The sequence below is a fragment of the Pseudomonas sp. DR 5-09 genome, assembly GCF_001655595.1.
Classification (GTDB): Bacteria; Pseudomonadota; Gammaproteobacteria; order Pseudomonadales; family Pseudomonadaceae; genus Aquipseudomonas; species Aquipseudomonas pharyngis.
The window spans coordinates 3,326,862-3,349,565 of sequence record NZ_CP011566.1; the positions used below are offsets into that span (position 1 = coordinate 3,326,862).

21 protein-coding genes are annotated in these 22,704 nt (G+C 61.1%); 4 read left to right on the forward strand and 17 right to left on the reverse strand.

Annotated features, from left to right (window positions below):
- Window positions 1–3: 3 nt before the first annotated feature.
- From msrA to PDR5_RS14900, 14 genes are all read right to left on the reverse strand, one after another.
- Window positions 4–471 (reverse strand): peptide-methionine (S)-S-oxide reductase MsrA, encoded by a 468-nt coding sequence (gene msrA, locus PDR5_RS14835; protein WP_064596639.1) that lies wholly within the window; start codon window positions 469–471, stop codon window positions 4–6.
- A complete protein-coding gene (locus PDR5_RS14840) occupies window positions 464–1,390 on the reverse strand; it encodes a homocysteine S-methyltransferase family protein (RefSeq protein ID WP_064596641.1) in 927 nt (308 codons plus the stop codon). The genes msrA and PDR5_RS14840 overlap by 8 nt, the downstream gene beginning before the upstream one ends.
- The gene (locus PDR5_RS14845; RefSeq protein ID WP_237233858.1) at window positions 1,387–2,364 is read right to left on the reverse strand and encodes an ABC transporter substrate-binding protein; all 978 of its coding nucleotides are present in this window, start codon (window positions 2,362–2,364) and stop codon (window positions 1,387–1,389) included. Before PDR5_RS14845 ends, PDR5_RS14840 begins: the two co-directional genes overlap by 4 nt.
- 87 nt (window positions 2,365–2,451) lie before the next feature.
- Window positions 2,452–4,506, reverse strand: a complete 2,055-nt coding sequence (locus tag PDR5_RS14850; RefSeq protein ID WP_064600829.1) for an ATP-binding cassette domain-containing protein — start codon at window positions 4,504–4,506, stop codon at window positions 2,452–2,454.
- Window positions 4,507–4,994: 488 nt separating this feature from the next.
- Window positions 4,995–7,763 (reverse strand): cystathionine beta-lyase, encoded by a 2,769-nt coding sequence (gene metC / locus PDR5_RS14855; RefSeq protein ID WP_064596645.1) that lies wholly within the window; start codon window positions 7,761–7,763, stop codon window positions 4,995–4,997.
- 21 nt (window positions 7,764–7,784) lie between these two features.
- Window positions 7,785–8,441 (reverse strand): glutathione binding-like protein, encoded by a 657-nt coding sequence (locus tag PDR5_RS14860; RefSeq protein WP_064596647.1) that lies wholly within the window; start codon window positions 8,439–8,441, stop codon window positions 7,785–7,787.
- Window positions 8,438–9,034, reverse strand: a complete 597-nt coding sequence (locus tag PDR5_RS14865; RefSeq protein ID WP_064596649.1) for a hypothetical protein — start codon at window positions 9,032–9,034, stop codon at window positions 8,438–8,440. Before PDR5_RS14865 ends, PDR5_RS14860 begins: the two co-directional genes overlap by 4 nt.
- Before the next feature lie 16 nt (window positions 9,035–9,050).
- Window positions 9,051–9,887, reverse strand: a complete 837-nt coding sequence (locus PDR5_RS14870) for an amino acid ABC transporter ATP-binding protein (RefSeq protein ID WP_064596651.1) — start codon at window positions 9,885–9,887, stop codon at window positions 9,051–9,053.
- On the reverse strand, window positions 9,874–10,662 hold the full coding sequence (locus PDR5_RS14875; RefSeq protein ID WP_064596653.1) for an amino acid ABC transporter permease: 789 nt from the start codon (window positions 10,660–10,662) through the stop codon (window positions 9,874–9,876). Before PDR5_RS14875 ends, PDR5_RS14870 begins: the two co-directional genes overlap by 14 nt.
- Window positions 10,652–11,386, reverse strand: coding sequence for an amino acid ABC transporter permease (locus tag PDR5_RS14880; protein WP_064596656.1), 735 nt, complete (start codon window positions 11,384–11,386; stop codon window positions 10,652–10,654). The genes PDR5_RS14875 and PDR5_RS14880 overlap by 11 nt, the downstream gene beginning before the upstream one ends.
- Entirely contained in the window at window positions 11,383–12,594 is a 1,212-nt protein-coding gene (locus tag PDR5_RS14885; RefSeq protein ID WP_064596658.1) for an aminotransferase class I/II-fold pyridoxal phosphate-dependent enzyme, read from the reverse strand. Before PDR5_RS14885 ends, PDR5_RS14880 begins: the two co-directional genes overlap by 4 nt.
- Window positions 12,591–14,015: an FAD-binding oxidoreductase gene (locus tag PDR5_RS14890; protein ID WP_064596660.1), complete on the reverse strand. Its 1,425-nt coding sequence runs from the start codon at window positions 14,013–14,015 to the stop codon at window positions 12,591–12,593. Before PDR5_RS14890 ends, PDR5_RS14885 begins: the two co-directional genes overlap by 4 nt.
- The gene (locus tag PDR5_RS14895; RefSeq protein ID WP_064596663.1) at window positions 14,012–14,863 is read right to left on the reverse strand and encodes a transporter substrate-binding domain-containing protein; all 852 of its coding nucleotides are present in this window, start codon (window positions 14,861–14,863) and stop codon (window positions 14,012–14,014) included. The genes PDR5_RS14890 and PDR5_RS14895 overlap by 4 nt, the downstream gene beginning before the upstream one ends.
- A 65-nt stretch (window positions 14,864–14,928) precedes the next feature.
- Window positions 14,929–15,771, reverse strand: coding sequence for a transporter substrate-binding domain-containing protein (locus tag PDR5_RS14900; protein ID WP_064596664.1), 843 nt, complete (start codon window positions 15,769–15,771; stop codon window positions 14,929–14,931).
- 241 nt (window positions 15,772–16,012) lie between these two features.
- Here PDR5_RS14900 and PDR5_RS14905 point away from each other — a divergent pair, with 241 nt between their 5' ends.
- Entirely contained in the window at window positions 16,013–16,864 is an 852-nt protein-coding gene (locus PDR5_RS14905; protein ID WP_064596666.1) for a LysR substrate-binding domain-containing protein, read from the forward strand.
- A 234-nt stretch (window positions 16,865–17,098) separates the two neighbouring features.
- On the opposite strand, the gene PDR5_RS14910 is transcribed toward PDR5_RS14905, so the two are convergent.
- Window positions 17,099–18,031, reverse strand: a complete 933-nt coding sequence (locus tag PDR5_RS14910) for a LysR family transcriptional regulator (protein WP_064596668.1) — start codon at window positions 18,029–18,031, stop codon at window positions 17,099–17,101.
- 145 nt (window positions 18,032–18,176) lie between these two features.
- On the opposite strand from PDR5_RS14910, the gene PDR5_RS14915 reads away from it, so the two are divergent.
- The 3 genes from PDR5_RS14915 to PDR5_RS14925 all read left to right on the forward strand — a co-directional run bounded on the left by PDR5_RS14915 (window position 18,177) and on the right by PDR5_RS14925 (window position 21,668).
- Window positions 18,177–19,223, forward strand: coding sequence for an SDR family oxidoreductase (locus PDR5_RS14915; RefSeq protein WP_064596670.1), 1,047 nt, complete (start codon window positions 18,177–18,179; stop codon window positions 19,221–19,223).
- A 58-nt stretch (window positions 19,224–19,281) separates the two neighbouring features.
- Window positions 19,282–20,592: an NTP/NDP exchange transporter gene (locus PDR5_RS14920; RefSeq protein WP_064596672.1), complete on the forward strand. Its 1,311-nt coding sequence runs from the start codon at window positions 19,282–19,284 to the stop codon at window positions 20,590–20,592.
- Between the two features lie 173 nt (window positions 20,593–20,765).
- Window positions 20,766–21,668: a bestrophin family protein gene (locus PDR5_RS14925; RefSeq protein WP_039768508.1), complete on the forward strand. Its 903-nt coding sequence runs from the start codon at window positions 20,766–20,768 to the stop codon at window positions 21,666–21,668.
- Between the two features lie 107 nt (window positions 21,669–21,775).
- On the opposite strand, the gene PDR5_RS30175 is transcribed toward PDR5_RS14925, so the two are convergent.
- Both PDR5_RS30175 and PDR5_RS30180 read right to left on the reverse strand, forming a co-directional pair.
- Window positions 21,776–22,090, reverse strand: a complete 315-nt coding sequence (locus tag PDR5_RS30175; RefSeq protein ID WP_237233711.1) for an alpha/beta fold hydrolase — start codon at window positions 22,088–22,090, stop codon at window positions 21,776–21,778.
- Between the two features lie 27 nt (window positions 22,091–22,117).
- A complete protein-coding gene (locus PDR5_RS30180; RefSeq protein ID WP_064596674.1) occupies window positions 22,118–22,684 on the reverse strand; it encodes an alpha/beta fold hydrolase in 567 nt (188 codons plus the stop codon).
- Window positions 22,685–22,704: the final 20 nt, after the last annotated feature.

Here is a 22,704-nt window from a genome sequence, read left to right on the forward strand (position 1 = left end):
GCATCAAATGGAACAGGCGCTGCCACCGTGTTTTTCAAGGTAGCGCTGATGTTCTTCATCTGCCTTTTGAAACTCACCCAGTGGCAGGATCACCGTAGCCACTGGCTTGCCCAACTGGCCACTGGCGTCCAGCTGCTGCCTGGCGACAAGCGCCAGTCGGGCCTGCTCGGCACTGTTGAAAAACAGCGCGGAACGGTATTTCGTCCCGATGTCCGTACCCTGCCGGTCGACTGACGTGGGATCGTGCAGTGTCCAGAAGTGCTCGACGAGACGGCTATAGGAAATGAGTCGGGGGGCGAAGTCGACTTGCACGACTTCGATCAGGGTGGCGTCGCCCAAGTCTGACCGCGCGAATCCGACGCGGGTGTCGAGCACACCCAGCAATGCCCGGAATGAGGCTTCCGCCCCCCAGAAGCAGCCGGCACCGAATGTCGCCTGCTCTGACAGAACGTCGCCTGAAAAATCACTCATGCGCGACCTCCTCACCCTTTAGATAGTGCAGGTGCAAATGCAACTGGGCGATATGCTCCGGGCCGATTCCACAGCATCCGCCGACAATGCTGGCCCCTGCGGCAACCCATGATTTCGACCAGTCCAGGTAGGACTCGGGGCCCAGATCGCGCCGAATGTCCAACAAATCGCTATTGGCCTCGGCTTTGGCACTGACAGGGGGGAAAGCATTGGCATAAACCCCCAGTTCGACAGGATGATCCAGGTTTTCAATCACAGCGCGTGCCTCAATCAAGGCCGCGGCCATCACTTCCGGCTGGCTGCAATTGAAGAGCACCGCCTTGGCCCCCAGCTCAGCCGCCACGCGAACCGCATCGGCAACAGCCTCGTTTGAGCGTAATCGCGGTTCCCGGCCCTCTTCGTCCAACAGCGTGAATGACACCCAGAGTGGCGCGGGATCCGTTCCAAGGGCTTCGACCACAGCCCGCACTTCAGCAATGGAGCTTTGCGTTTCGGCCAGCCACACATCGACGTGCGCCTGCAATCCGGCAATGAGTTCGCGGTGGATCGCTACTGAACGCTGATGATCGAACAGATCCGGCCGGTACGACCCCAACGCCGGCGGCAACGACCCGGCCACGGTGACCGCATCGGTACTTTCGCCGGCGGCCTGCCGCGCCAGGCGTCCGGCGCGCTCAGCCAGCGCTCTTCCCTGCTCGGCAAATCGCTCGTCGCCAATATGAAAAGGCACCACCGCATAGCTGTTGGTGGTGATGATCCGGGCGCCCGCTGTCACGAACGCCTGATGCGCCTGCAGTACATACTCGGGCGCTTCGATCAGCGCGAGGGCCGACCATTCCGGTTGACGGAACGGCGCGCCGATTCGCTTCAACTCCCGCCCCATGCCGCCATCGAGTACACGTACGTTCGCTCTGGTCATTGGGCTGAACTCACTTGCTGCGCCTGCCCTGCAAACCACTGGTCAACAGTAGAAGGATTGGCTTGAACCCAGGCCTTGGCGGCGACGTCTGCTGGCTGTTTCTCCTTTTCGATTTTCTGGATCAGTCCGTTCAACTGTGCCGGGTCGATGGAGAAGTTGTGCAGGAACTCGGCAATTTTCGGCGCGCGCTTTTGCAGTGCTGTGGAAGCCAGGACGTACACCTTGGCATCCGGGAAGGCGCAGGTGATGTGGCTCTTGTTCAGCCAGTCGGGATCGACGGTCGGGCTGACGAATTTCCAGCAGCCATCCGCCTTGTAGAGAGGATCTTCTTTTTTGTTGTCCTGGGCGTAGCCATCGAACGCGGGCTCTTCCAGGCGACGCAGATCATAGGCCGAGAAAATCCAGTCAGGGGTGTAGGCGTAGAACACCACGCCGCGTTGCGCTTTGTAAGCCGAGGCCAGTTTGGCGTAAGTCACCGAGGCTTCCGTCGACACGGACTCGAATTTATCGGCGAAGCCGTAATCCTTGGCCTTGATCTGGCCGATATAGGTCGACTCCCAGCCCGCCGGCCCCACCAGCAGTTCGGCCTTGCCGCCGCCCACTGGCTCGAAGAGCTTGGCCACTTCCGGTTTTTTCAGGTCGTAGATCGATTTGACGCCGTACTTGTCTTGCAGATAACCGGGAATGTAGAAGCCTTGTTCGCCGGCATAAGGGTGAGCATTGGGCACCAGTGAGCGGGTGCCGCCGGTGACGTACTTGGCCCACGCCGCCGACTGATTGGGCAGCCAGATGTCCGTCAGCACATCCACAGACCCGTCGCCCTTGGCCGCCGCACTGAACAGCACCGGCACGTCCCCGGCGAGATACGACACATCACCGTCCAGACGACTTTTGATCACCTCACCCAAAATGTGTTGAATGGCGATGGCCCCCGTCCAGTTCTGCTCGCCAATGACAATTTTGTCCTTGGCCATCACGCTGGCCGGTACGATCAGGGAAGCCAGCAATGCGGCCGCACTCAGGTTACGCAATAGATGTTTTGCCACGATAAATCTCACTGTTCAGATATGCAGATGGTCTTGCTTGCGCAAGCTCGATTGAATGATTCGATCGGGGATCAATGCACACAGCACGATCGCCACGCCGGCCAGCACGCCCTCGCCGCCCTTGATATTGCGCAACGCCGTCATGACGTCGTAACCCAACCCTCCAGCGCCGATCAGGGCAGCAACCACCACCATCGACAGGCTCATGACAATGGTCTGATTGATCCCCAGCAACAGGGATCGTCGCGCCAGCGGCAGTTGCACCTTCACCAGGGTTTGCCAAGGGGTTGCTCCATGGGCGATTGCCGCTTCCACGGCATCCTTCGGGACTTCCTGAATGCCCAGGGACGTCAGACGAATCATCGGTGCCAGGGCAAAAATCACCGTCGCAATGACCGCCGGGGTCTTGCCCACCGAAAAGAACGCCACAGCGGGAATCAGATAGACAAAGGTCGGCAGGGTCTGCATGACATCCAGCAAAGGCGTGAGCAGCCTGCGGGCAAATGGCCGCTTCGCCAGCAGAATGCCGGTGGGTACGCCGATCACCAGTGCGATCAGCACCGACGAACCAACCAGCGCCAGCGTGGCAATTGTCCGCTCCCAAAACCCGAACAGGCCGATATACAACAACGCTGCGCTGCTGGTGAGCGCCAGGGCCAAGCCAGCCGAGCGCCAGGCCAGCAATACCAGCGCCAGCGCGCAAACCGGCCAGGGCAGCCAACCGAGCAGGGTTTCGATCCCTTCAATGACCGTGCGAACCGCAACGATCACGCCGACAAAAGCGCTCTCGAATGTCACCTGTGACCAACCGATAAAATCATCCAGGCTCTGTGCAGTCAGTAACAGCGCCTGGCGGCTGGCCGGGAACTGCAAGAACGCCTGGGTGGTATCGGGCGTCAACACGCGCCAGATCACCAATGCCTGACTGACCAGCAGCACCGCCAGCGGCAACGCCCAACTCGAAACGGCGCGCCGCACCGGTTGACGGCCCAGCGAATACGCGATGAAACGACTGGCCGCCAGCACGGCCAATCCCACCACGACCGATATCCAGGATGTGCTCGCAATGCCTTGCACCGCAGTGGCCAGGGCTGCGAGTTCTGCGGCGAACCCGAGCCAGAACAACCCGCCTCGGCCCCGCGCCGCCAGCGCTGCCGGCCCGAGCAACAGGGCTTGCCAGCCGCGCAAGCCCGGCTGAACCGGTTGCTCCTTCGGGGCCGTTTCGGGAGCCTGACGTACCGCGCCACCGGCATCGTGCAATACCGGTGCGGCTGGAAGGCAATCGCGGAAAAAATCCGCGACCTCAGCATCGGCCGGCGTCTCGAGCAGCTGTTTCGGGGTGCCCGACTGCACCAGACGTCCCTGGCGCAATACCGCTATCCGGTCAGCGAGACGGACCGCTTCGGCAGGATCGTGGGTGACCAGCAACGTGGTGATCCCGCGCTCGCGTACCAAGGCCAGAAAGTGGCTTTGCAGGTCTCGCCGGATGGTCGGATCCAGTGCGCTGAAAGGCTCGTCCATCAGGAGAATATCCGGATCAGTCACCAATGCCCGCGCAAGACCGACCCGTTGCTGCATACCGCCGGACAACTCGTGGGGATAATGCTCGCCCCATCCCTCCAGGCCCATCGCCTGTAACTGTCGGGTGGCCGCTGCGTGCCGGACGGCCTCGGATTCGCCGCGCAACTCCAGAGGCAGCGCAACGTTGTCCAGCACCGTGCGATGGGGCAAAAGACCAAAATGCTGGAAGACCATGCCGATTCGCCGCGAGCGCAAATCCCGCAACGCTTTGTGGCTCAGGCCGCTGATAGCCTGACCTTCAATCAAGACCTCACCGCTGGTGGGTTCGATCAAACGATTGATATGGCGAAGCAAGGTCGATTTGCCGCTGCCGGAGGTGCCCATCAGGCACAGCACTTCGCCGCGCCGGACCTTCAAGCTGACATGGTTGACAGCCGGCAACGGCGACCCGCCTTTGCGCAGATAAGCTTTAGTGACGCCTCGCAGTTCGAGGACAACATCGCCCTCCTCGGCGCTATCGTCGAGGGGTGGGGCCAATCGTTCAGGCAAGTCGACCTGTACCGTTGCCAAAGAGGTTTGAATAAGTGTCACGAGGGCTCCGGGCAACAAACCGCTGACGGCCTGATGTGTGGCCGTACCAGGGTAGAAAAAATGGACAGGAGCCTCAGACAAAGACCGCGAACGGGGTCGGCCTGAGGCAAAACAAACACCGCAAGCGAGGCGCTGCACGTTTCCTTTGCTAAAAGCTAAACGATCTTAAAAAGATTAAATAAATATCTTTTTGGAATGAGCTTAGGCCTTCCCGCCCGGTTTTCCGGAGGTGCTTTTCAAAGCGATGTGGGTTTGCTGCGTGCCGACGGCTGGACGTGCTGCACACCGACAACGATCCTGTATCGCGGGCCCAAAGCCGTGCCGGTAAACGCTTGATCGACTCATCGACGGGCTGACGTCCAGCAGTAGACTCGGCCCGGTTTTGATGGAGTGTTCCGCGCCTGTGCAGACGCTACCTCAGAGCCCCCTCACTGAGTGAGCGAACATCAAACGGCACGACCTTGTTCCCTCTCCAAAGCCGCAAACCCGCGCTGCAGATCTTCAATCAAGTCGGCGACATCCTCCAGGCCGACGTGCAAGCGCAACACCGGATTCAATAAGCGATCCGCCGCACTGTCGCGATCGCCGGTATCGGCCACGGTGATCAGACTTTCAAAACCGCCCCAGGAAGCCCCCAATCCGAACAGTTGCAGCGCATCGATGAAGCGTTCCACGTACGCGGCGTCCGTTTCACGCAATTCAAAGGACAGCAGGCCATTACTGCCAGTGAAGTCCCGGCGCCACAAGCCATGGCCGGGATGATCGTGCAAGGCCGGATGGAACACCTGCTTCACCTGCGGGTGCGCCTGTAACCAGTGGGCGACTTCCAGAGCCTGACGCTCGTGCACTTGCAGTCGTGACGCGAGCGTTCGAGCGCCACGCAGCACCAGATACGCATCGTCAGGGCTGACGGTCGCTCCAAAGCTGTCGCTCATGGCCGCCAGTGCGGGCCATGCGACTTCGGTCGTGCAGACGCTGCCCATGACCACGTCACTGTGGCCGCTCAGGTATTTGGTCAGTGCCATGATCGAGATATCTGCACCGAGCGCCAAGGGACGGTACAGGTAACCGGAGCCCCAGGTATTGTCGACAGCCAGCAGGATACTTCGCGGTTTGCACAGGGCAGCCATGGCCGGCAAGTCGCACAGTTCATACAACAACGAGCCAGGCACTTCGGTGTAGACCATTCGGGTGTTGGCTTGCAGCCGGGCCTCCAGGTCACGGCCGTCGGCCGCGAAATAGCTGACTTCAATGCCGAAGGGCTGAAGAAACTCCCGTGCCAGGCGCCGCACCGGCGCGTATACCGCGTCGGTGATCAGCACATGGTCACCGGGTCGCAGATAAGCAAGAAACGTCTGTGCGATCGCTGCCAGCCCGGTACCGTACAAGCGCGTGCGATACCCACCTTCCAGCTCGGTGACCAGGTCTTCGAGGGCGAACGCCGTCGGATTGCCGCGCGCGCCATAACTCAGCACCCGCTCGCTATCACGACGAGCACGGGCGTCACGCATTTGCGCCAGGTTGTCGAACAACACCGTGCTCAAGCGAGTCACCGGCACATTGACTGCGCGGCCACCGGCCCCCTGGGCCAGTGCCGAATGCACCAGCCGCGTATGCACGTGCGACCCCGGACGTGCCTGCACCTGCAACGGTTTGAGACTGGCGATTTCGTCGGCGTTCATCTGCGCCAGCAAACCGATTTCCCACGTCAGGTATTGACGCGCTGCGTCCTTGTTGCCGGAGTGGCGGTCATGGGTAAAGAACAGAAAATCGATGCATTGCTCATCAGAGAGCGCGTCCGGACTTTCCTGCACGGCAAAACCGGCCGCACGCCAGGCATCAAGGCCGCCGTCCAGAAGCCGTACCTGCGCGCGCTGAGCTTGTGGCAGTTCCTGTGAGGCGAGCGCAGCCAGTTGGGCAACCTCGGCCAACAGCACCAGCGGCCGCTGCTCGCCCGCCACGTGTTGTGCGAGCAAGGAGCGAATCGACCAGCGCGCCCCGGCAATGTGGCCCTTGCGATAAGTCATGCTCGGCCGCAGATCAATCAGCGCGACGGCGTCATCCTTCAGTGCATCGGAAAGCGCCTGCGCCGTGATCAGGGGCAATGCCTCGTGGGCGACCCCATCGCTTTCCGGCAGCGACAGCGTGCTGCTCACACCCCCCGCCAGCACATAGGCTTCATGCCCCGCCTGACGCAGCCAGCTCGCGACAATCCGGGCGCGGACACCATCGCTGTCGATCAGCACCAGTCGCGCCTGGCGCACGCCGATATACAGATCGGTCGATTGAACCAACTGACCGCCTGGCGTGTGTTGCGCGCCCGGCAGACTGCCGGAGGCAAACTCTTCGGCGGTGCGCACATCACACAAAAACAGACTGCGATCAGCATCGCCGGCCCATTGCTCGACCTGTGCAGCCGTCACTGTCTCTGCGCCGGCTCTTTCGGCCAGTCGGGCAGCCGCCAGGCGCTGTGTGGTCAATGGCGCTGCGGTCACCGACTCGGCATAACGCCGGGTGCTGCCGTGCTCAAGCTCGAAGTCCTCCAGATACCAGCCTTGTGTGCCGTTTTCCAAGGCATACACCGGGTTCTTCAATCCGAGGTTGATCAGGGTCTGCGCACCGATAATGCTGCGGGTACGACCGGCGCAATTGATCACGATCGGCGTGTCTTCGTCAGGCACCAAATCATGGATGCGATACCCCAGTTCGCCATTGGGGCAGCACACGGAACCAGGAATGGTCATTTTGGAGTATTCATCGAACGGCCTGCCGTCGAGCAGCACCAGAGGCTCGCCTCGGGTTTGCCATTCGGCCAGTTGTCGCGCGGTGACATGGGGCGTTTGATTGACCTCCTCGACCAATTCGCCAAATGCCTTGGATGGCACATGCACGCCGGCAAACAACTGATGACCGGCTGCCTGCCAGCCATCGGCACCGCCCTCAAGAATATGCACGCGGTCATACCCCAACGCCTGAAGGCGCCGCGCGGCACGCGTGGCAACATCGCCGCCGTTCTGGTCATGAATCACCAGTCGCACTTGAGAGTTGGGCGCCAGTCGCCGAACCTCCAGTTCCAGCCGGCTATAGGGCAGATTGACGGCAAAGAACGGATGGGCTTCGCCATACTGGCCATGTTCACGCACATCGAACAGGGCAATTTCCTGCCCGTCGAACAGCCACTGCTGCAATTGCGCTGGGGTTACGATCTGACTCATGGGGTTGCGCTCGAAAGAAAATTATTGAAGCGCCAGAGCGCGTTCACTGGCCGCCACGTCGCGGCCCTTGGCATACGCACGTTGAATGGCCGGGCGCGCCTTGAGGCGTTCGCGCCAGGCCCGAATGTGCGGAAAATCCTGCAGTTCCTGCCCCTGTCGCTGCGGCTGAATCCACGGGAATATCGCCATGTCGGCGATGGAATAATCACCGGCCACGCAGGGCACTTCGGACAACCGTCGCTCCAGCACGCCGTACAAGCGCGCCGCCTCGCCCGCCAGCAGTTCCAGGGCAAACGCCTGCGGTTGCGGCGCCTTCTCCTTGAACAGCTGCAACTGACTCAGGTATGGCGTGACGTGCCCCACTTGCCAGAACAGCCATTCCTGCACCTTCTGACGTTCGGCAGTGCCCGCCGCGGGCAGGAATCGCCCGGCCTTGTCGGCCAGATAATTGAGGATGGCACCGGATTCGAACAGGCTCAGCGGTTCAATCAAGCCGTGAGGCGCATGATCGACAATCGCCGGAATCCGCCCGTTGGCGCTGATGCGCTGGAATGCCGCCTGCTTCTGTTCACCCTCACGGATGTTGACTGGCAGCACGCGGTACTCCAGCCCCAGTTCTTCCAGGAGAATGCCGATTTTCAAACCGTTGCCGGTCGGCCAGTAATACAGATCGATCATGCGTAGGCCTTGATCGACGGCGCCATTTGCGAGGCGTTGTAGTTGAGAATGCGCCCGTCGGCCTCAACGCCGTAACGCCCGTTGAGGGATTCCAGCGGCAAGCCGTACAGATGGAAATGCAGGGTCGGCTGTTCGCCATCGACACGAATCCCGTGCAAGTCTTCACCCAAAAACGAGATCGAGGTGCCGGGCTGCACGATGACTTCCTTTTGCAGGTGCAATGTGGTGAAACCAGGCTCGCGACCCTCATCGCTGCGGGTATAGACGTAGTTGATTTCCTGGCCTTCGATGGCACTGATGATTGCCCAGGTCTCGTGGTTGTGGGGGATGGTGCTTTTGCCCGGCAGCAGCGAGTTCAGGTACAGCGTCGGGGTGTCGCCGTCATCGTTGAGACGGTAGCGGAACGCGGTGCTGCCCTGCCCCGGCACCGGCGCCGGGAATTCATCAAAGTTGAACAGGTCGCGGCGTTCGGCGAGCGTTTCCAGCAGGCTGACGATTTCGTCCAGCGCAGCGCGGTCGACGCCCCGTTGATGGATGACGCGGACTTTCTTCAGGAAGTCCTCGATGACATCGGCACGGTTCACGGTACTCATTAATATCTCCTCGGGGTCAGACGGACAGGCTGTAACGGCTGAGGTTGGTCAACAGATAAGGATCATTGGCAAGCGCCGCGCGCCGCCCCGGATCGCCCAGGGCATGACGCAAAAAGGTCTGGGTCCGCTCACTTGCGGGGTGCTGGAAAATCTGCGCGGCGCTGCCGTGCTCGACGATGACCCCGTTTTCGGTGAAATAGACGACATCGCTGATTTCCTCGGCAAACCGCATCTCGTGGGTCACCAGCACACAGGTCATGCCTTCCTCGGTCAGTTCGCGAATCACCGTCAGCACTTCGCCGACCGTTTCCGGATCGAGGGCCGAGGTCACTTCATCGAACAGGATCAATTCCGGGCGCATCGCCAGGGCACGGGCAATCGCCACGCGCTGTTGCTGACCGCCGGACAGTTGGCCGGGATAGGCATCGGCCTTGTGTTCCAGACGCACTTTGGCCAACAAGGCGCGCGCGTCTTTCTCGGCGTCGACCCGATTGCGCCCCAATACCTTGCGTGGCGCCACCACCAGGTTTTCCAGCACCGAGAGGTGGGGGAACAGGTTGTACTGCTGGAACACGAACCCCACGCGCTTGCGCAATTCGATGCGCTGCGCTTCCTGCGTCAGGGTGTGGACGTCGGTGGCGCCGACCCGGATGCTGCCTCGCTGGTGCTGCAACAACCCGGTGATGCAGCGCAGAATCGTCGACTTGCCGGAACCCGACGGGCCGATAATCGACACCGCCTGGCCGCGATGCACCTCCAGATCGATGCCCTTGAGTACCGGGTTGCCACTGAACGACAGGTGCAAATCCCGCAGGCGGACCAGCGGTTCGCCGCCGGTTTCAATAGAAGGCATAACGTCGCTCCAGGCGTCGGGTGAGTCGGGATATCGGGTAGCAGTAGGCGAAGAACAGCGCGAGCAGGCTGAAGTAGATCACCACGGTAAAACCGGTCATGTTCACGGTATTGCTGGCGATCTGTGCGGTATCGATCACGTCATGCACGCCCACCAGCGAAGCCAGCGCCGTGCCCATGGTGATCACCGCGTACAGGTTCATCCACGGCGGCAGCATGCGTTTGAAACACTGCGGCAGGATGATCGAGCGGAAGATCTGCCCCCGCGTGAAAGCCAGCGAACGGGCGGCTTCCCATTGCGTGGCCGGGATCGACGCCACGGCACCACGAAAGATCTCCGCGACGTTGGCGCTGGCCGGCAGCGCGAGGCCGAGGGTGACCTTGACCCAGTCCGGAAACGCCACGTAAGTGCCGGCAATACGGATCTCGAACGGAAACACGTAGGTGGTGAAATAGATCAGTACCAGCCAAGGAGCATTGCGAAACACCTGCACCCAGATTTGCGCCGGCAGACGCATCAGGCGCAACGGCGACAAGGCCAGAGCCCCTACCAGCAACCCCAGCAGCGAACCCAGCCCGATGGCCACCAGGCTGATCAGAATGTTCTGCGCGAAGCCCGCCGCCAGTGCCGGCGACCATTGCAGCAAGGCCTTGAGCACCGGGCTCTGCGCGCTGAAATACAGCAGCGCCAGTGCGATGCCCGCCACTATCAACAGCTTGCCGAGGTGTCGGCGCGGCAGGGCCGTCATTGCAGTGACGGTCGATTCAGTGGCCATAACCGGGCATCCTCAGGCGCGCTTCGAGGTAGCGCCCCACGCAATTGACGATAAAGCTCAGCAGACCGAAAAAACTCAGGATCAGGATCATCAGTTCCAGCACGTTGTCACTCTGGGTCCAGATCATGATCGCCGCGTACGTGATGTCGCCCACGGCAATGGCCGACGCCACAGCGGTCATCTTCACCAGGTCGATCAGGTTGTTGATCAGCGAGGGCAGCGCAAAACGCAGGGCCAGCGGGAGCTGCACATTCCACAACAACTGCCGGCTGCTGAAAGCCAGCGAACTGGCCGCTTCCAGTGTCACCGCAGGCACCGCCTCGATGCCGGCGCGCAAGGCTTCGGCATGGAACGCGCCTTTGTGCAAAGAGATCACGATCACCACCCAGGCAAACGGTGTCAGCGGATTGGCCGCACCCACCGCCTGGGTCAGCAGCATGTTCAACACCAGGAAGGCGCAGTACAGCTGCACCAGCGTCGGCGTGTTGCGCGTGACTTCGACAAAGATTCGGGCCGGTGTCGCCAGCCACGACTTGCCCGATGTCAGCATCGCCGCCAGTGCGACACCGGCCAACAAACTGCCGACGATGGTGAACGCACACAGCAATGCGGTGGTGAGTGCGCCTTGCCCGAGTGTGCCGCGCTGGTACGCGTCCAGGAGAAAGCTGTAGTTCAGACCCAGCCCCGCCGTCCAGTGAACGAAAAGCTCCAGCCAGTGAGTCATGGCTCGCTCCGTAGCTGCGCGCAGGCTCGTGCGATTCGGCGTCCCGCTTCAACGACATTGTCAGTGGCCGTGGCGATGGACAGGCGGAACCACGGCGACAGACCATAAGCACTGCCCGCTACACCGGCAACGCCCTCCTCCAGCAGATAGTCGACGACATCGGCGTCGCTGCTCAGCCGTTGCCCGTCAGGGCGATATCGGCCGATCAAGCCGGCGCAGCGGACAAACACAAAGAAGCCGCCCTGTGGCTCAAGCACCTGCAGACCCTCCACCGGGCGCAGCGCATCGAGCAGCAAATCCCGTCGCAACTGATAGGCCTCGACCTGCGGCGGCAGAAACCCCAGGCCACCCTCCAGCGCCGCCAGCGCAGCAGCCTGGCCAACGGACGATGCGCCGGATGTGGATTGCGATTGCACCACGGTCATGGCCGTTGTCAGCGCCTGCTGCCCGGCGCCGAAGCCGACGCGCCAGCCGGTCATGGCATAGGTTTTCGAAACACCGCCGACCAGCAGGCAACGCTCTTGCAGATCTGGCGCAACGTTCAGCAGATTCAGCGCCGGACGGTCGTCGAAACGAATGTGTTCGTAGAGTTCATCCAGCAGGATCAGCAATTGCGGATGCCGCCTCAGTACGGTGGCAATCGCTCGCAATTCTGCCTCGGTATAAACCGCGCCGCTGGGATTGCCCGGCCCGTTGAGAATCAGCCAGCGGGTACGCTCGCCAATGCGCTGCTCCAGCTGCGCAGCCGTGAGTTTGCAGCCTTGCTCCAGCGGGCATTCGATGAACACCGGCTCGCCACCGTTGAACCGCACGCTGTCCGGAAACGACGGCCAGCACGGAACCGGCACCAGCACTTGATCGCCGTCGTCGAGGGTGGCAGCAAAGGCATTGAAGATGATCTGCTTGGCACCGTTGGCAATCACAATCGAGGGCAGCGGATAGCTCAGGTGGTTTTCCCGCTCGAGCTTGCGTTGCACCGCCAGGCGCAAGCCTTTGACGCCGGGCGTCGGGGTGTATTTGGTGGCGCCGGCGGCAATCGCTGCGCAAGCGGCCTGCTTGATGTGTTCGGGCGTGTCGAAATCCGGCTCGCCGGTGGTCAGGTCGAGAATGTCGCGACCGCCGTCACGCAGTTCGGTCGCGCGGGATTTGGCTGCCGCGTTGGCGGACAGCGAGACGCGTTGCACGCGTCTGGAGAGACGGAGCGTCATGAGCGGGACACCTCAATGACCTTGCCGGGATTGAGCAGGTTGTTCGGATCCAACGCCTGTTTGATACGGCGCATCAGATCCAGCTCCACCGGACTTTTGTAACGCGTCAGCATGTCGCGCTTGCGCTGGCCGATTCCGTGTTCCGCGCTGATGGAGCCGCCATGGGCGTGGGCGCTGTCGTGCACCAGCAGACTCAGCGCGGCGTAATGGGCCATGTGTTCATCGACAGTCGAATGCAGCGGATGGGCGACGTTGTAATGCAGGTTGCCATCGCCCAGATGGCCGAAGGTGAAGTGCCGCACGCCCGGAAAGTGCACCTGCAACAGGGCATCGGTGTGGGCGACGAAATCCACGACCCTGGAAATGGGTACCGAGATGTCGTGCTTCATATTGCGCCCGGCGCGCTTCTGCGCCTCGCTCATGTTCTCCCGCAGCAACCACAGGGCCTGACTTTGGGCCAGGCTTTCGGCAATCAGTGCATTGGCCAGCAAGCCTTGCTCGAAGGCTTCGCCCAGCACGCTTTCAAAGGCCTCGCGGGCTTGTGCTTCACCGCGATTGTCGGAGAGTTCGAGCAGCGCAAACCACGGCTGTACAGCGCCGAGAAAAGGTTGCGGGGCTTCAGGAAACTGCTCGCGCAGCAACGCCAGGCAATCGGCGTTGAGCAACTCGAATGCGGTAAGCCCGGCGCCGAAACCGGAGCGGGCATGGGAAAGAAATCCTACCGCTTGCGCCAGCGAATCGAACGCGAGGAAGGCCGTGGATTGCGCCATGGGCAGCGGGAACAGTTTCAGGGTTGCGGCAGTGATGATGCCCAGGGTGCCTTCGCTGCCGATGTACAAGTCGCGCAAGTCGTAGCCGGTATTGTCCTTGCGCAACCCACGCAGGCCATGCCAGATCTCGCCCTCGGCCGTCACCACTTCCAGCCCGAGGGTCAGCTCACGGCTGTTGCCATAACGCAGGACAGCCGTGCCGCCGGCGTTGGTGCCCAGATTGCCGCCGATCGTGCAACTGCCTTCGGCCCCCAGACTCAGGGGAAACAGCCGCCCTGCTTCCTCGGCGACCTGTTGCACGTGTTGAAGAATGCAGCCGGCCTCGACGGTCAGCGTGTCGTTGTCGGTGTCCACTGCGCGCACTCGATTCAAGCGATCGAGCAACAGCAACACCGAACGCCCGCTGGCATCCGGCGTCGCCGCGCCCATCAGGCCTGTGTTGCCGCCCTGAACCACGATTGGAGCGCGGGCAGCGACGCAAACCCGCACCACTGCCGCGACTTCTTCGGTATTACCGGGGTGCACGGCTGCGATCACCGCGCCCACGTAGCGCCCCTGCTTGTCGGTCAGAAAAGCGCTCGCCTCTTCGCTGCGCTGCACATGACGCTCGCCCAGCAGTTGTTGCAACTGCGCAAACAAAACCTCACTCATGGCTGCGACGCCAGCGGTTGAGCGTTGCGATACTGCTCGTGCAGATCACGCAGGGCCTGGGACGGCGCCATGCCGGTGCGCTCGCCCAATGCAATCAGCCAGCCGCTGCGGTGCCAATCGCGCACGATGGCGTCGAGTTTCGCCTGAGTGTCGTGCTCGCCCTTGCGCAGCCAGATCACCGAGTTGGAGGGAATCAGATCATTGGGCAGCGGAATTTCATAACCGGCCCATTCGGCATCGCCGAGCAAGGCGTGCATGGTCGGGCTGACGTGCACCGCCGCCACGCAGCCGTTGCCGCGCAGCGACAGCAACGATTCGGACTGGCTGCGGAACGCCTTGATCTGCGCACCGTAGGTTTCCTGCAACGGTTTGATGAAGTTGCTGCCCTGGGACACGCACACCGGCTTGTCCTTCAGATCTGCCCACCGAGTGATGCCCGCGCCCTTGCGGATCAGCGCCGCCCCGCCCACTTCCTCGTAGGGCGTCGGCACATAGTCGAGAATCTGCGCACGCTCATCGGTGAACTGCATGTTGGCGATCAGGATGTCGACCTTGCCTTGCTGCAGAAACTGCACCCGGTTAGGCGCCAGCACCGACACCGTTTTCGCCTCCACACCCAGAGCCTTGGCTACGCCCTTGGCGAGTTCGACGTTGTAACCCAGATGCTCGCCGGTCTTGGGATCTATGGTGCCGAACGGCGGGCCGCTGAGGATCACCCCGACGCTGATTTCGTGGCGTTGGCGAATCTTGTCCAGCGTGGCATCGGCCCGGACGGCACTGGTGCCGATGGCAACCAGGGCGCCGAGGCAAAACGTGGTCAGGGCTTTAGCGGAAAAATGACGTTTCATGCAGGGCTACCTTGAACGACCGTCGAGTGACACGACGGTCGGATGAAAACTCTGAGGGAGGGATTTCAGGCCCCGTTGGCTTGAAACTGTTTTTGCAGTTCGACCAGCGCCGGTGACGCGGGGGTGATGTGGTTGCGAGTCTGGGCTTCGATCAACCAGCCGCTGCGGTGCAGTTCCTTCACAATCGGGTCGAGCCTGGCCTGAGTGTCGTTTTCACCACGGCGTGTCCAGATCACCGATGGCGCCGGATTGAGCTCCGGGGTGATGGCGCGGTAGCCTCGCCACTCGGCGCTGTCGGCGATTAACGGATTGATCAGGGTGGCGTCATGAACCGCCGCAACGCAGTTGTTGCCACGCAGTGCCAGCAAGGACTCCGATGAACTTTTGAAAGCTTTCAACTCGACGCCCAGTTCAGTGAGCGGCTTGATGTAGCTGCTGCCCTGGGAAGTGCAGACCGGTTGCCCTTTCAAATCCTCCCAACGAGCGATCTTGCTGTCCTTCAGCACGGCGGCAGTACCGCCAACCCGATAAAACGGTGTGGGTACAAAACCGAGGATCTCACCGCGCTCCGCCGTCCATTCCATGTTGGCGATCAGCAAATCCACTTTGCCCTGTTGCAGGAATTGCACGCGGTTGGCTGGCAATACCGGCACCAGTTGCACCTCGGCGCTTAGGCGCCGCCCCAGTTCTTCGGCCAGTTCGACGTTCAAACCACGCGGTTTCTGTGTGGCAGGATCAATCCCGCCAAAGGGGCCGCCTGACAACAGCACGCCGACCACCAGCACATGACGTTGCTCGATCTTGTCCAGCGTCGCATCAGCCAGGGCAGCGGTGCTGGCGGCCAGCGATATGAAGGCGCCCAGCATCAGGGGCAAAAAACGTTTTGAAGGCGCGCGATCGGACAACATGGTTTTCCCCTCATGATTGATCGGCAAACCCCGATCCAGTGAGTGGGCATCCTGCTGACAGCACCGGCATAACGGAAATACAAATATCTAATATCGTTATAACTCAGGCGCCGTCACTTTTTTACCAAACGCATATAAGCGTGAGTTTATTGACTCAAGAGAACTTCAAGAGAAAAAACTTCCTTCCAATGCATAAAGATATGTAATGTTTAAGTTCGTCCCTTTGATATAAAACCTGTCTATGACGATCCTCGATCTCGAATTGCTGCGCACGTTCATTGCCGTGGTCGATCACCACAGCTTTGCCGAGGCCGGCGTGCAACTGGCCCGCACCCAGTCGTCGGTCACTCAGCACATGCAGCGCCTGGAGCAACAGGTCGGGGTCAACCTGTTCGAAAAGCGCGGGCGGCAAAAGCAGCTGACGGAAGCCGGACAGCAGTTGCTGCGCCATGCCCGGCAGATGCTTTCACTCAACGATGATGCGCTGAACTCCCTGCGCGAAAGCAGCTTGAGCGGCGTGCTGCGTATCGGCTCGCCCCATGACATCGCCGACACCATCCTGCCCCCGATCCTCAGCCACATCGCGCGTTCGGCTCCGCGCTTGCGCCTGGAGATCGATGTCGGCCGCAGCCCGTTTCTCATGGACGATCTGCAACGGGGCAAAATCGACATGGTGATCTCCACCCGCGAAGCGCCCAATCTGGAAGGTTTTGCGTTGCGCACCTCGCCGGTATGGTGGATTTGCTCTGCGCAGTTCATTCATAACCCCGGCGAAACGTTGCCGCTGATTCTGGTCGACGAACCGAGTATCTATCGACGGTATGCCCTGGAGGCCCTGGAGCGCGCCAACATTCCCTGGCGTCAGGCTTATCTCGCATCGAACCTGATTGGCATCAAAGCGGCGACGCGCGCAGGTCTTGGCGTCACCGCCAGAAGCATGGAAATGTTGGGCCCGGATATGCGGGTACTGGGGGAAAGCGATGGCTTGCCCCGCTTGCCGGACGTCACCTACTACCTGTGGATCCGTTCGAATACGATCAATCCGCTGGTGCGCCGGGCCTATGAGTTGATTCGCAGCAGCCGCGGGCATTGAATACCGACGATGCACGGGGTGCTCGCGGCGATTCTTCCCGTCCCCGTCAAACAACGTTGCCGAAACGGAACGAGGCGCCATGGGCCGATGCCGGCATCCAGACAGCAAAACGCTTGGTGACCCGATTTCCGGACGCCCATGGCTCACTCCGAGGTACGGCCTTGGGTTGCTGCAGTGTTCGTTGGAGGGCGGATTGACCCTGAGCGGACACGCAGGTTGCGGTTGATGCAGGCCTTACGACACGGCGCTGAAGACGCTTGAGCTCTCTGCAAGCTGCCGCTCGGCCCGCAGAAAATCTACGAACGCCCTGAGCGGCGAAGGCATGTGACGGCGCCCGTGGTAGTAAAGAAACGGACCGTCGAAGGCCTGCCACCAGTCCTCGAGAATCGGCACCAGTCGACCATCGGACAGCGGCTCGCGCAGAAAATCCTCGAAGGTATACACGATGCCCAGCCCGTTGATGGCCGATTGGATTTTCAAATCGTGCGATGACGTCAGCAATTGTCCTTGAGGCGGGATACGCACCACACGGCCGTCTCGGTGGAACTCAAACACGCCCACTTTTCCACTCTCGAATCGATGCCCGAGCAGGTCATGGCCCGGCAGTTCTTCGGGCTGAGTAGGCGTCCCACGTTCAGCCAGATAGCGCGGGGCGGCCGCTGCAACGAAGCGCTGGCGACGTGGGCCGATGGGAACGGCGATCATGTCCCTGGCCAGGCTCTCTTCATAGCGCACGCCGGCGTCATACCCGCCAGCGTTGACGTCGACAAATGCATTGTCCATGACGACTTCGACGTTGATCCCTGGATAAAGACGCAGAAAACGCGCCAGCAGGTCGGGCAACAAAAAGCGGGCCACCGGCACTGGCACATTGAGCTTCAGCGTGCCGACCGGACGCTGAGCGTCGTCGTCCAGATCGTTGAAAGCAGCGTCGATTTCTTGCAAGGCCGGGCGCAGGCGCTCGAGCAATCGCTCGCCGGCCGCCGTTGGCGTGACGCTGCGCGTGGTTCGATTGAGCAGGCGCAAGCCCAGGTCGCCCTCCAACCGACGTATGCAGTCGCTCAGCGACGAGGCGGACAAACCCCGCTTCTGCGCCGCAGCTCGAAATCCCCTTGCCTCGACCACCGCAGCAAATATCGACACATCGGTAAGGTTTGGTTTACGCATGGATTATTCCTCCGCAGGCGGTTGACTGTACGCCATGCCGTACGGGCCATCCACCAATGCCCGACTTATCCTCGCGCACTCGTACACCGATACTGCTCACTCGCCCCGCAAACCGGGAACCTACAACGCGAATGAGAATTCCCAAATGGTTCATTCACCCGTTACGCCGAGCATTACCGCAACCCAACGCATCCTCAAGGCCGTCCGGACGCTGTTCGCCATTTCCGCGCTGGCCAGCACACTGGCTGCGCAAGCCACTTCCCGAACAGAGCCGAAGCCGGACTGGTCAACCCAGGACATGCCCAGCCAGAATGGCCGCATCGTGCTGGTGACCGGAGGGACCAGTGGCATGGGCTATGAAGACGCGCTGGCCCTGACGCGAGCCGGTGCCGAGGTGATCATCGCCGCACGGAACGCCGAGCGCGGTCGCGAAGTGATCGCAAACATCAAGCAAGCCGTGCCCGAGGCGCGCGTGCAATTCGAAACGCTGGATCTTGCCAATCTGCAATCCGTGCGCGACCTCGCCAACCGTCTGCAAGGGCGTCTGCCAAGGCTCGACGTGCTCATCAACAACGCCGCCATCATGTCGCCGCCTGTTCGAAGCGTTTCGGCCGACGGCTACGAGATGCAGCTGGCGACCAATTACCTGGGGCATTTCGCCTTGACCGGCCTGCTGATGCCTCTGCTACGCAAAAGCGACGATGGTCGGGTAGTCAGTCTGTCGAGCATCGCCGCAGGGCGCGCCGTCCTGAACTTCGATGACCCGCAGGCTGAGCGCGCTTACGACCCGTTCACCACCTACAGCCAATCGAAACTGGCGGTACTCAAGTGGAGTATTGAGCTGCAGCAGCGCAGCGATGCCGCCGGTTGGGGGATACGCAGCATCGCCGCTCACCCCGGCGTTGCCGTGACCGAGCTGATCGCCCGAGGGCCTGGCCTGGACAGTGAATTCGGCAAACAATGGGCTGTAGAGCGGGACATGTACCATTCCGCAGCGCAGGGCGCACTGCCCACACTGTATGCGGCGACGGCGCCGGAGGCCGTCGGCGGAGCCTACTACGGGCCCACCGGTGATAACGAGAAGCGCGGGCCGCTGGGCTTCGCCAAGATGCCTCCGGCCGCTGCCGATCGCTCGAATTCCGACGCGCTGTGGCAACTTTCCGAGCGTCTGACCGGCGTGACTTACCGCTGACCAACCCGGCACGGGCAAGCCGCGTGCCATTGCCTCGACACTCCTACAGGAGCGCAACATGGATATGTCCCTTCTCGCCCAACGCACGAGCGCCATCATCAATGCCGAGGCTCACGAGCTGCGCCCCGCGCTCAATGGCTTTGTGCTATTCGTTTGCCTGTTCGCCGGCTATTTCATGCTTCGTCCGATCCGTGAATCGATGGGCATCACTGCCGGCGTCGAGAACCTGCAGTGGCTGTTCACCGCAACCTTCTTCGTCATGCTGGCGGCCGTTCCGCTGTTCGCCTGGCTCAGCACACGCGTGCCGCGCCTGCATTTCGTAGACTGGGTGTACGGATTTTTCTGCGCCAACCTGCTGTTGTTCGCCGCCTTGTTCCTGGGCGAGGAAAGCCCGTGGCTGGCGCGAGTGTTTTACGTCTGGATATCGGTCTACAACCTGTTTGTCGTATCGGTCGCCTGGAGCCTGATGGCCGATGTATTCGACAGTGCCCAGGCCAAACGCCTGTTCGCTTTCATCGCGGCGGGCGCCAGCGTGGGTGGCCTGAGTGGCCCTGCTCTGAGCGCCTTGCTGATCGGTCCGCTGGGCGAGTCCGGCCTGATGCTGCTGGCCGCTGTTCTGCTGGGCGCTGCGATGTTGTTCAAGCGCCAGTTGATGCGCTGGCGTAATCGGGGTGGCGCAGGACGCCCAGGTGCAGCGCCGAGCGAAAGCCCCCGCAGGCCGTTGCCGGGCAATCCCTTCAGCGGGATGACGGCCATTTTGAAATCACCTTATCTGTTCGGCATCTGTGGCTTTGTGGTGCTGCTGGCCACGGTCACCACTTTCCTCTACTTCGAGCAGGCACGTGTCGTCGCCGACCACTTCCCGGACCGCGAGTCGCAGGTGCGCGTGTTCGGCATCATCGACTTTGTCGTGCAGGCGGGCGCCTTGCTCTGTCAGTTGTTCATCACTGGACGCGTCGCCCAAAAGCTAGGTGTCGGCGTGTTGCTGGCAATGGTGCCGCTGGTCATGTGCGCGGGGTTTGTCGGGCTGATCTTCGCGCCCGGCTTTGGCCTGATCGCCGCGCTGATGATCGTGCGCCGCATCGGTGAGTACGCCCTCGTTCGCCCAGGCCGGGAGATGCTGTTTGCCCCGCTCGATGCCGAAAGCAAGTACAAGGCAAAGAACGTCATCGACACCGTGGTCTACCGCGCCGGCGATGCCATCAGTGCCTGGGCGAAAAGCGCGCTGGACGCGCTCGGCCAAGGTGCAGGCATGGCCGCGCTGGTCGGCGCGTTGTGTGCATTGCTATGGGGGCTGCTGGGATGGCGGCTCGGCGAGCGGGCGGACCGACGATCCAGTGTGTCGGCAGCGCGGCAAACCCCCGCCTAGCGTTCAAGAGTCTTTGAGAGAGCGGACGAACACCTTTTTGCTCGGTCGCTCTGTCTGTTCCCTCCTGCGTTCGCAGATTGACTGACGGTTGGCTGCTTCACCAGGGAACTGCCGGTGCCAGGCATCGTCCGAGCTTAAGCGTTTAAGCAAACTGCTCGCCACGAGGTTTCCGTTTGAAAGCTGCCATCGTCAAAAAATACCGCCTGATCATCAAGACCCTGGGCTACGTGGGTTGGTCTCTGTTCTGGTTGCTGCTGTGGGACATCGCCGTCACCGTCGACTTCATGCTGTTTCTCAACGCCAAGCTGAACCTGCCGCTGATGCCGCTGACCTTGCTGGGTTCGGCGTTGATCGTATTGATCAGTTTTCGCAACAGCAGCGCCTACAACCGCTGGTGGGAAGCGCGGACGTTGTGGGGGGCGATGATCAACAACTCCCGCAGCTTCGCCCGGCAGGTGCTGACGCTGCTGGACGATGCCGGCGGCGAGGTGAATCCGGTCAAATCCACTCTGCTGCGCCGCCACGTCGCGTATGTGAACTGCCTCGCCGCGCATCTGCAAGGCCAGCCTTGTCCCGACGAGGTGCGGGCGTTTATTCCCGCCGAAGAGTTCGCCCGCAGTGGCACGACCAATAACTTTGCCAACGATATCCTCACTGGCTCCGCGACTTTGCTCGCCAAGGAATACAAGGCCGGGCATCTGGACAGTATTCGCCTGGCGCGGCTTGAGTCGACGCTGGTCGACCTGTCCAACAGTCAGGGCGGCATGGAGCGGATCGCCAATACCCCGCTGCCCTACCCTTACGTCTATTTTCCGCGGCTGTTTATTTCGCTGTTCTGTTTGATCGTACCGGTGGGACTGGTCGAATCCCTGGGCTGGTTCACGCCGCTGGCGTCGACCGTGGTGGGATTCATGCTGCTGGCCATCGAACGCATCGGCACCGATCTGCAAAGCCCGTTTCGCCACAGCGAACACCAGATTCAAATGGAAGCACTGTGCGAAACCATTGAAAAGAACTTGCAGTCGATGCAACGTGATTCGTTGGGTGATGTGCGCAGGCTTGAAGAGCACGCGTGAGGCGCTGCCTTGGCAGCAGTGTGATAGCGGGTCTCCCCTTTTCTTTATCAGGTGCAGAGCGACTATTGATGAGACGAGCGTGTGCGCTCTAGGCCAGCCTTGGTGTTTCAGTTTGTGATCTTCGGCGCCTTCTCTTCATCGTCGTAATGGCGACAAAGAAATTCGCGGACCAGGACGGCAGTTCGTCTAGCGCTGGTCACCACAAAAAAATGCCCCTCGCCCTCCAGAAGGCGAAGTTCTGAACGTCCAATTGTGCGGCGCAGGATATGGCCGTTGTACGCCTGTATTAACGGATCGCGGTCGCCGGCAAGAATCAGCGTGCGTTGAAGCAGTCGGGACAAGCGAAGCAGGCTTGTCCATCCGATCAAGGCTGCGAGCTGGAAATAGTAGGTTCGCGGATTAACAGAGAGCATGCCCTTCATCACACCGAACCGCAGCAGCGTCTGAACTTAATGGCCGGATCGTTCTTGCTTGTGCATGTTGGTGTTTTTGCTCTTGCGGAAAAAATCCATAACGTCTGCAGGCTTCATCAACAGCAATGGGCCGGGAGAGGTCGCCGCGAGGATCAGCCTGCGTACCCTGCTCGGGTAACGAAGAGCGAATTCCTGAGCCAATGCACCTCCCCAACTCACGCCGAACACATCGACCTGGTCGATCCCCAATTGCTCAAGCATCCCGGCAATCACGTCGGCATGGCGTGGCAGGCGAAAGGGCCAACGGGGCATTTGCGACTTGCCGACTCCGGGCACGTCCAGCGTGATGGTCATGAAGTCGTCAAGTTCATTGCGCAGCGGATCGAAGGTACGAATCAAACCATCCAAACCATTGAGCAAAAGCAGCGGAGAGCCTTGACCGCAGATCGAAACGTTCAACTGCAAGCCCTTCGTTGTCAGCCTGTGCGTTGTCATGATTTCTCCTTGCTGCACGTGTTGGTCAGGAGTCATGGCCTTGGACTTCTCATCAAGCACGGCGCCTTTGTCAATTTCCTCCAGCGGCTTCTTTGACTCTTCAACCAAGCCTTTCAATGATGAATGGG

Bases quoted from the DNA above. Each gene is read 5' to 3' on its own strand.
- metC (WP_064596645.1), bottom strand. From the start codon at position 7,763: ATGAGTCAGATCGTAACCCCAGCGCAATTGCAGCAGTGGCTGTTCGAC.
- PDR5_RS14875 (WP_064596653.1), bottom strand. From the start codon at position 10,662: ATGGCCACTGAATCGACCGTCACTGCAATGACGGCCCTGCCGCGCCGA.
- PDR5_RS14900 (WP_064596664.1), bottom strand. From the start codon at position 15,771: ATGTTGTCCGATCGCGCGCCTTCAAAACGTTTTTTGCCCCTGATGCTG.
- PDR5_RS14885 (WP_064596658.1), bottom strand. From the start codon at position 12,594: ATGACGCTCCGTCTCTCCAGACGCGTGCAACGCGTCTCGCTGTCCGCC.
- PDR5_RS14845 (WP_237233858.1), bottom strand. From the start codon at position 2,364: ATGGCCAAGGACAAAATTGTCATTGGCGAGCAGAACTGGACGGGGGCC.
- msrA (WP_064596639.1), bottom strand. From the start codon at position 471: ATGAGTGATTTTTCAGGCGACGTTCTGTCAGAGCAGGCGACATTCGGT.
- PDR5_RS14920 (WP_064596672.1), top strand. From the start codon at position 19,282: ATGGATATGTCCCTTCTCGCCCAACGCACGAGCGCCATCATCAATGCC.
- PDR5_RS14890 (WP_064596660.1), bottom strand. From the start codon at position 14,015: ATGAGTGAGGTTTTGTTTGCGCAGTTGCAACAACTGCTGGGCGAGCGT.
- PDR5_RS14905 (WP_064596666.1), top strand. From the start codon at position 16,013: ATGACGATCCTCGATCTCGAATTGCTGCGCACGTTCATTGCCGTGGTC.
- PDR5_RS14910 (WP_064596668.1), bottom strand. From the start codon at position 18,031: ATGCGTAAACCAAACCTTACCGATGTGTCGATATTTGCTGCGGTGGTC.
- PDR5_RS14880 (WP_064596656.1), bottom strand. From the start codon at position 11,386: ATGACTCACTGGCTGGAGCTTTTCGTTCACTGGACGGCGGGGCTGGGT.
- PDR5_RS14870 (WP_064596651.1), bottom strand. From the start codon at position 9,887: ATGCCTTCTATTGAAACCGGCGGCGAACCGCTGGTCCGCCTGCGGGAT.
- PDR5_RS30175 (WP_237233711.1), bottom strand. From the start codon at position 22,090: ATGAAGGGCATGCTCTCTGTTAATCCGCGAACCTACTATTTCCAGCTC.
- PDR5_RS14840 (WP_064596641.1), bottom strand. From the start codon at position 1,390: ATGACCAGAGCGAACGTACGTGTACTCGATGGCGGCATGGGGCGGGAG.
- PDR5_RS14860 (WP_064596647.1), bottom strand. From the start codon at position 8,441: ATGATCGATCTGTATTACTGGCCGACCGGCAACGGTTTGAAAATCGGC.
- PDR5_RS14895 (WP_064596663.1), bottom strand. From the start codon at position 14,863: ATGAAACGTCATTTTTCCGCTAAAGCCCTGACCACGTTTTGCCTCGGC.
- PDR5_RS14915 (WP_064596670.1), top strand. From the start codon at position 18,177: ATGGTTCATTCACCCGTTACGCCGAGCATTACCGCAACCCAACGCATC.
- PDR5_RS14865 (WP_064596649.1), bottom strand. From the start codon at position 9,034: ATGAGTACCGTGAACCGTGCCGATGTCATCGAGGACTTCCTGAAGAAA.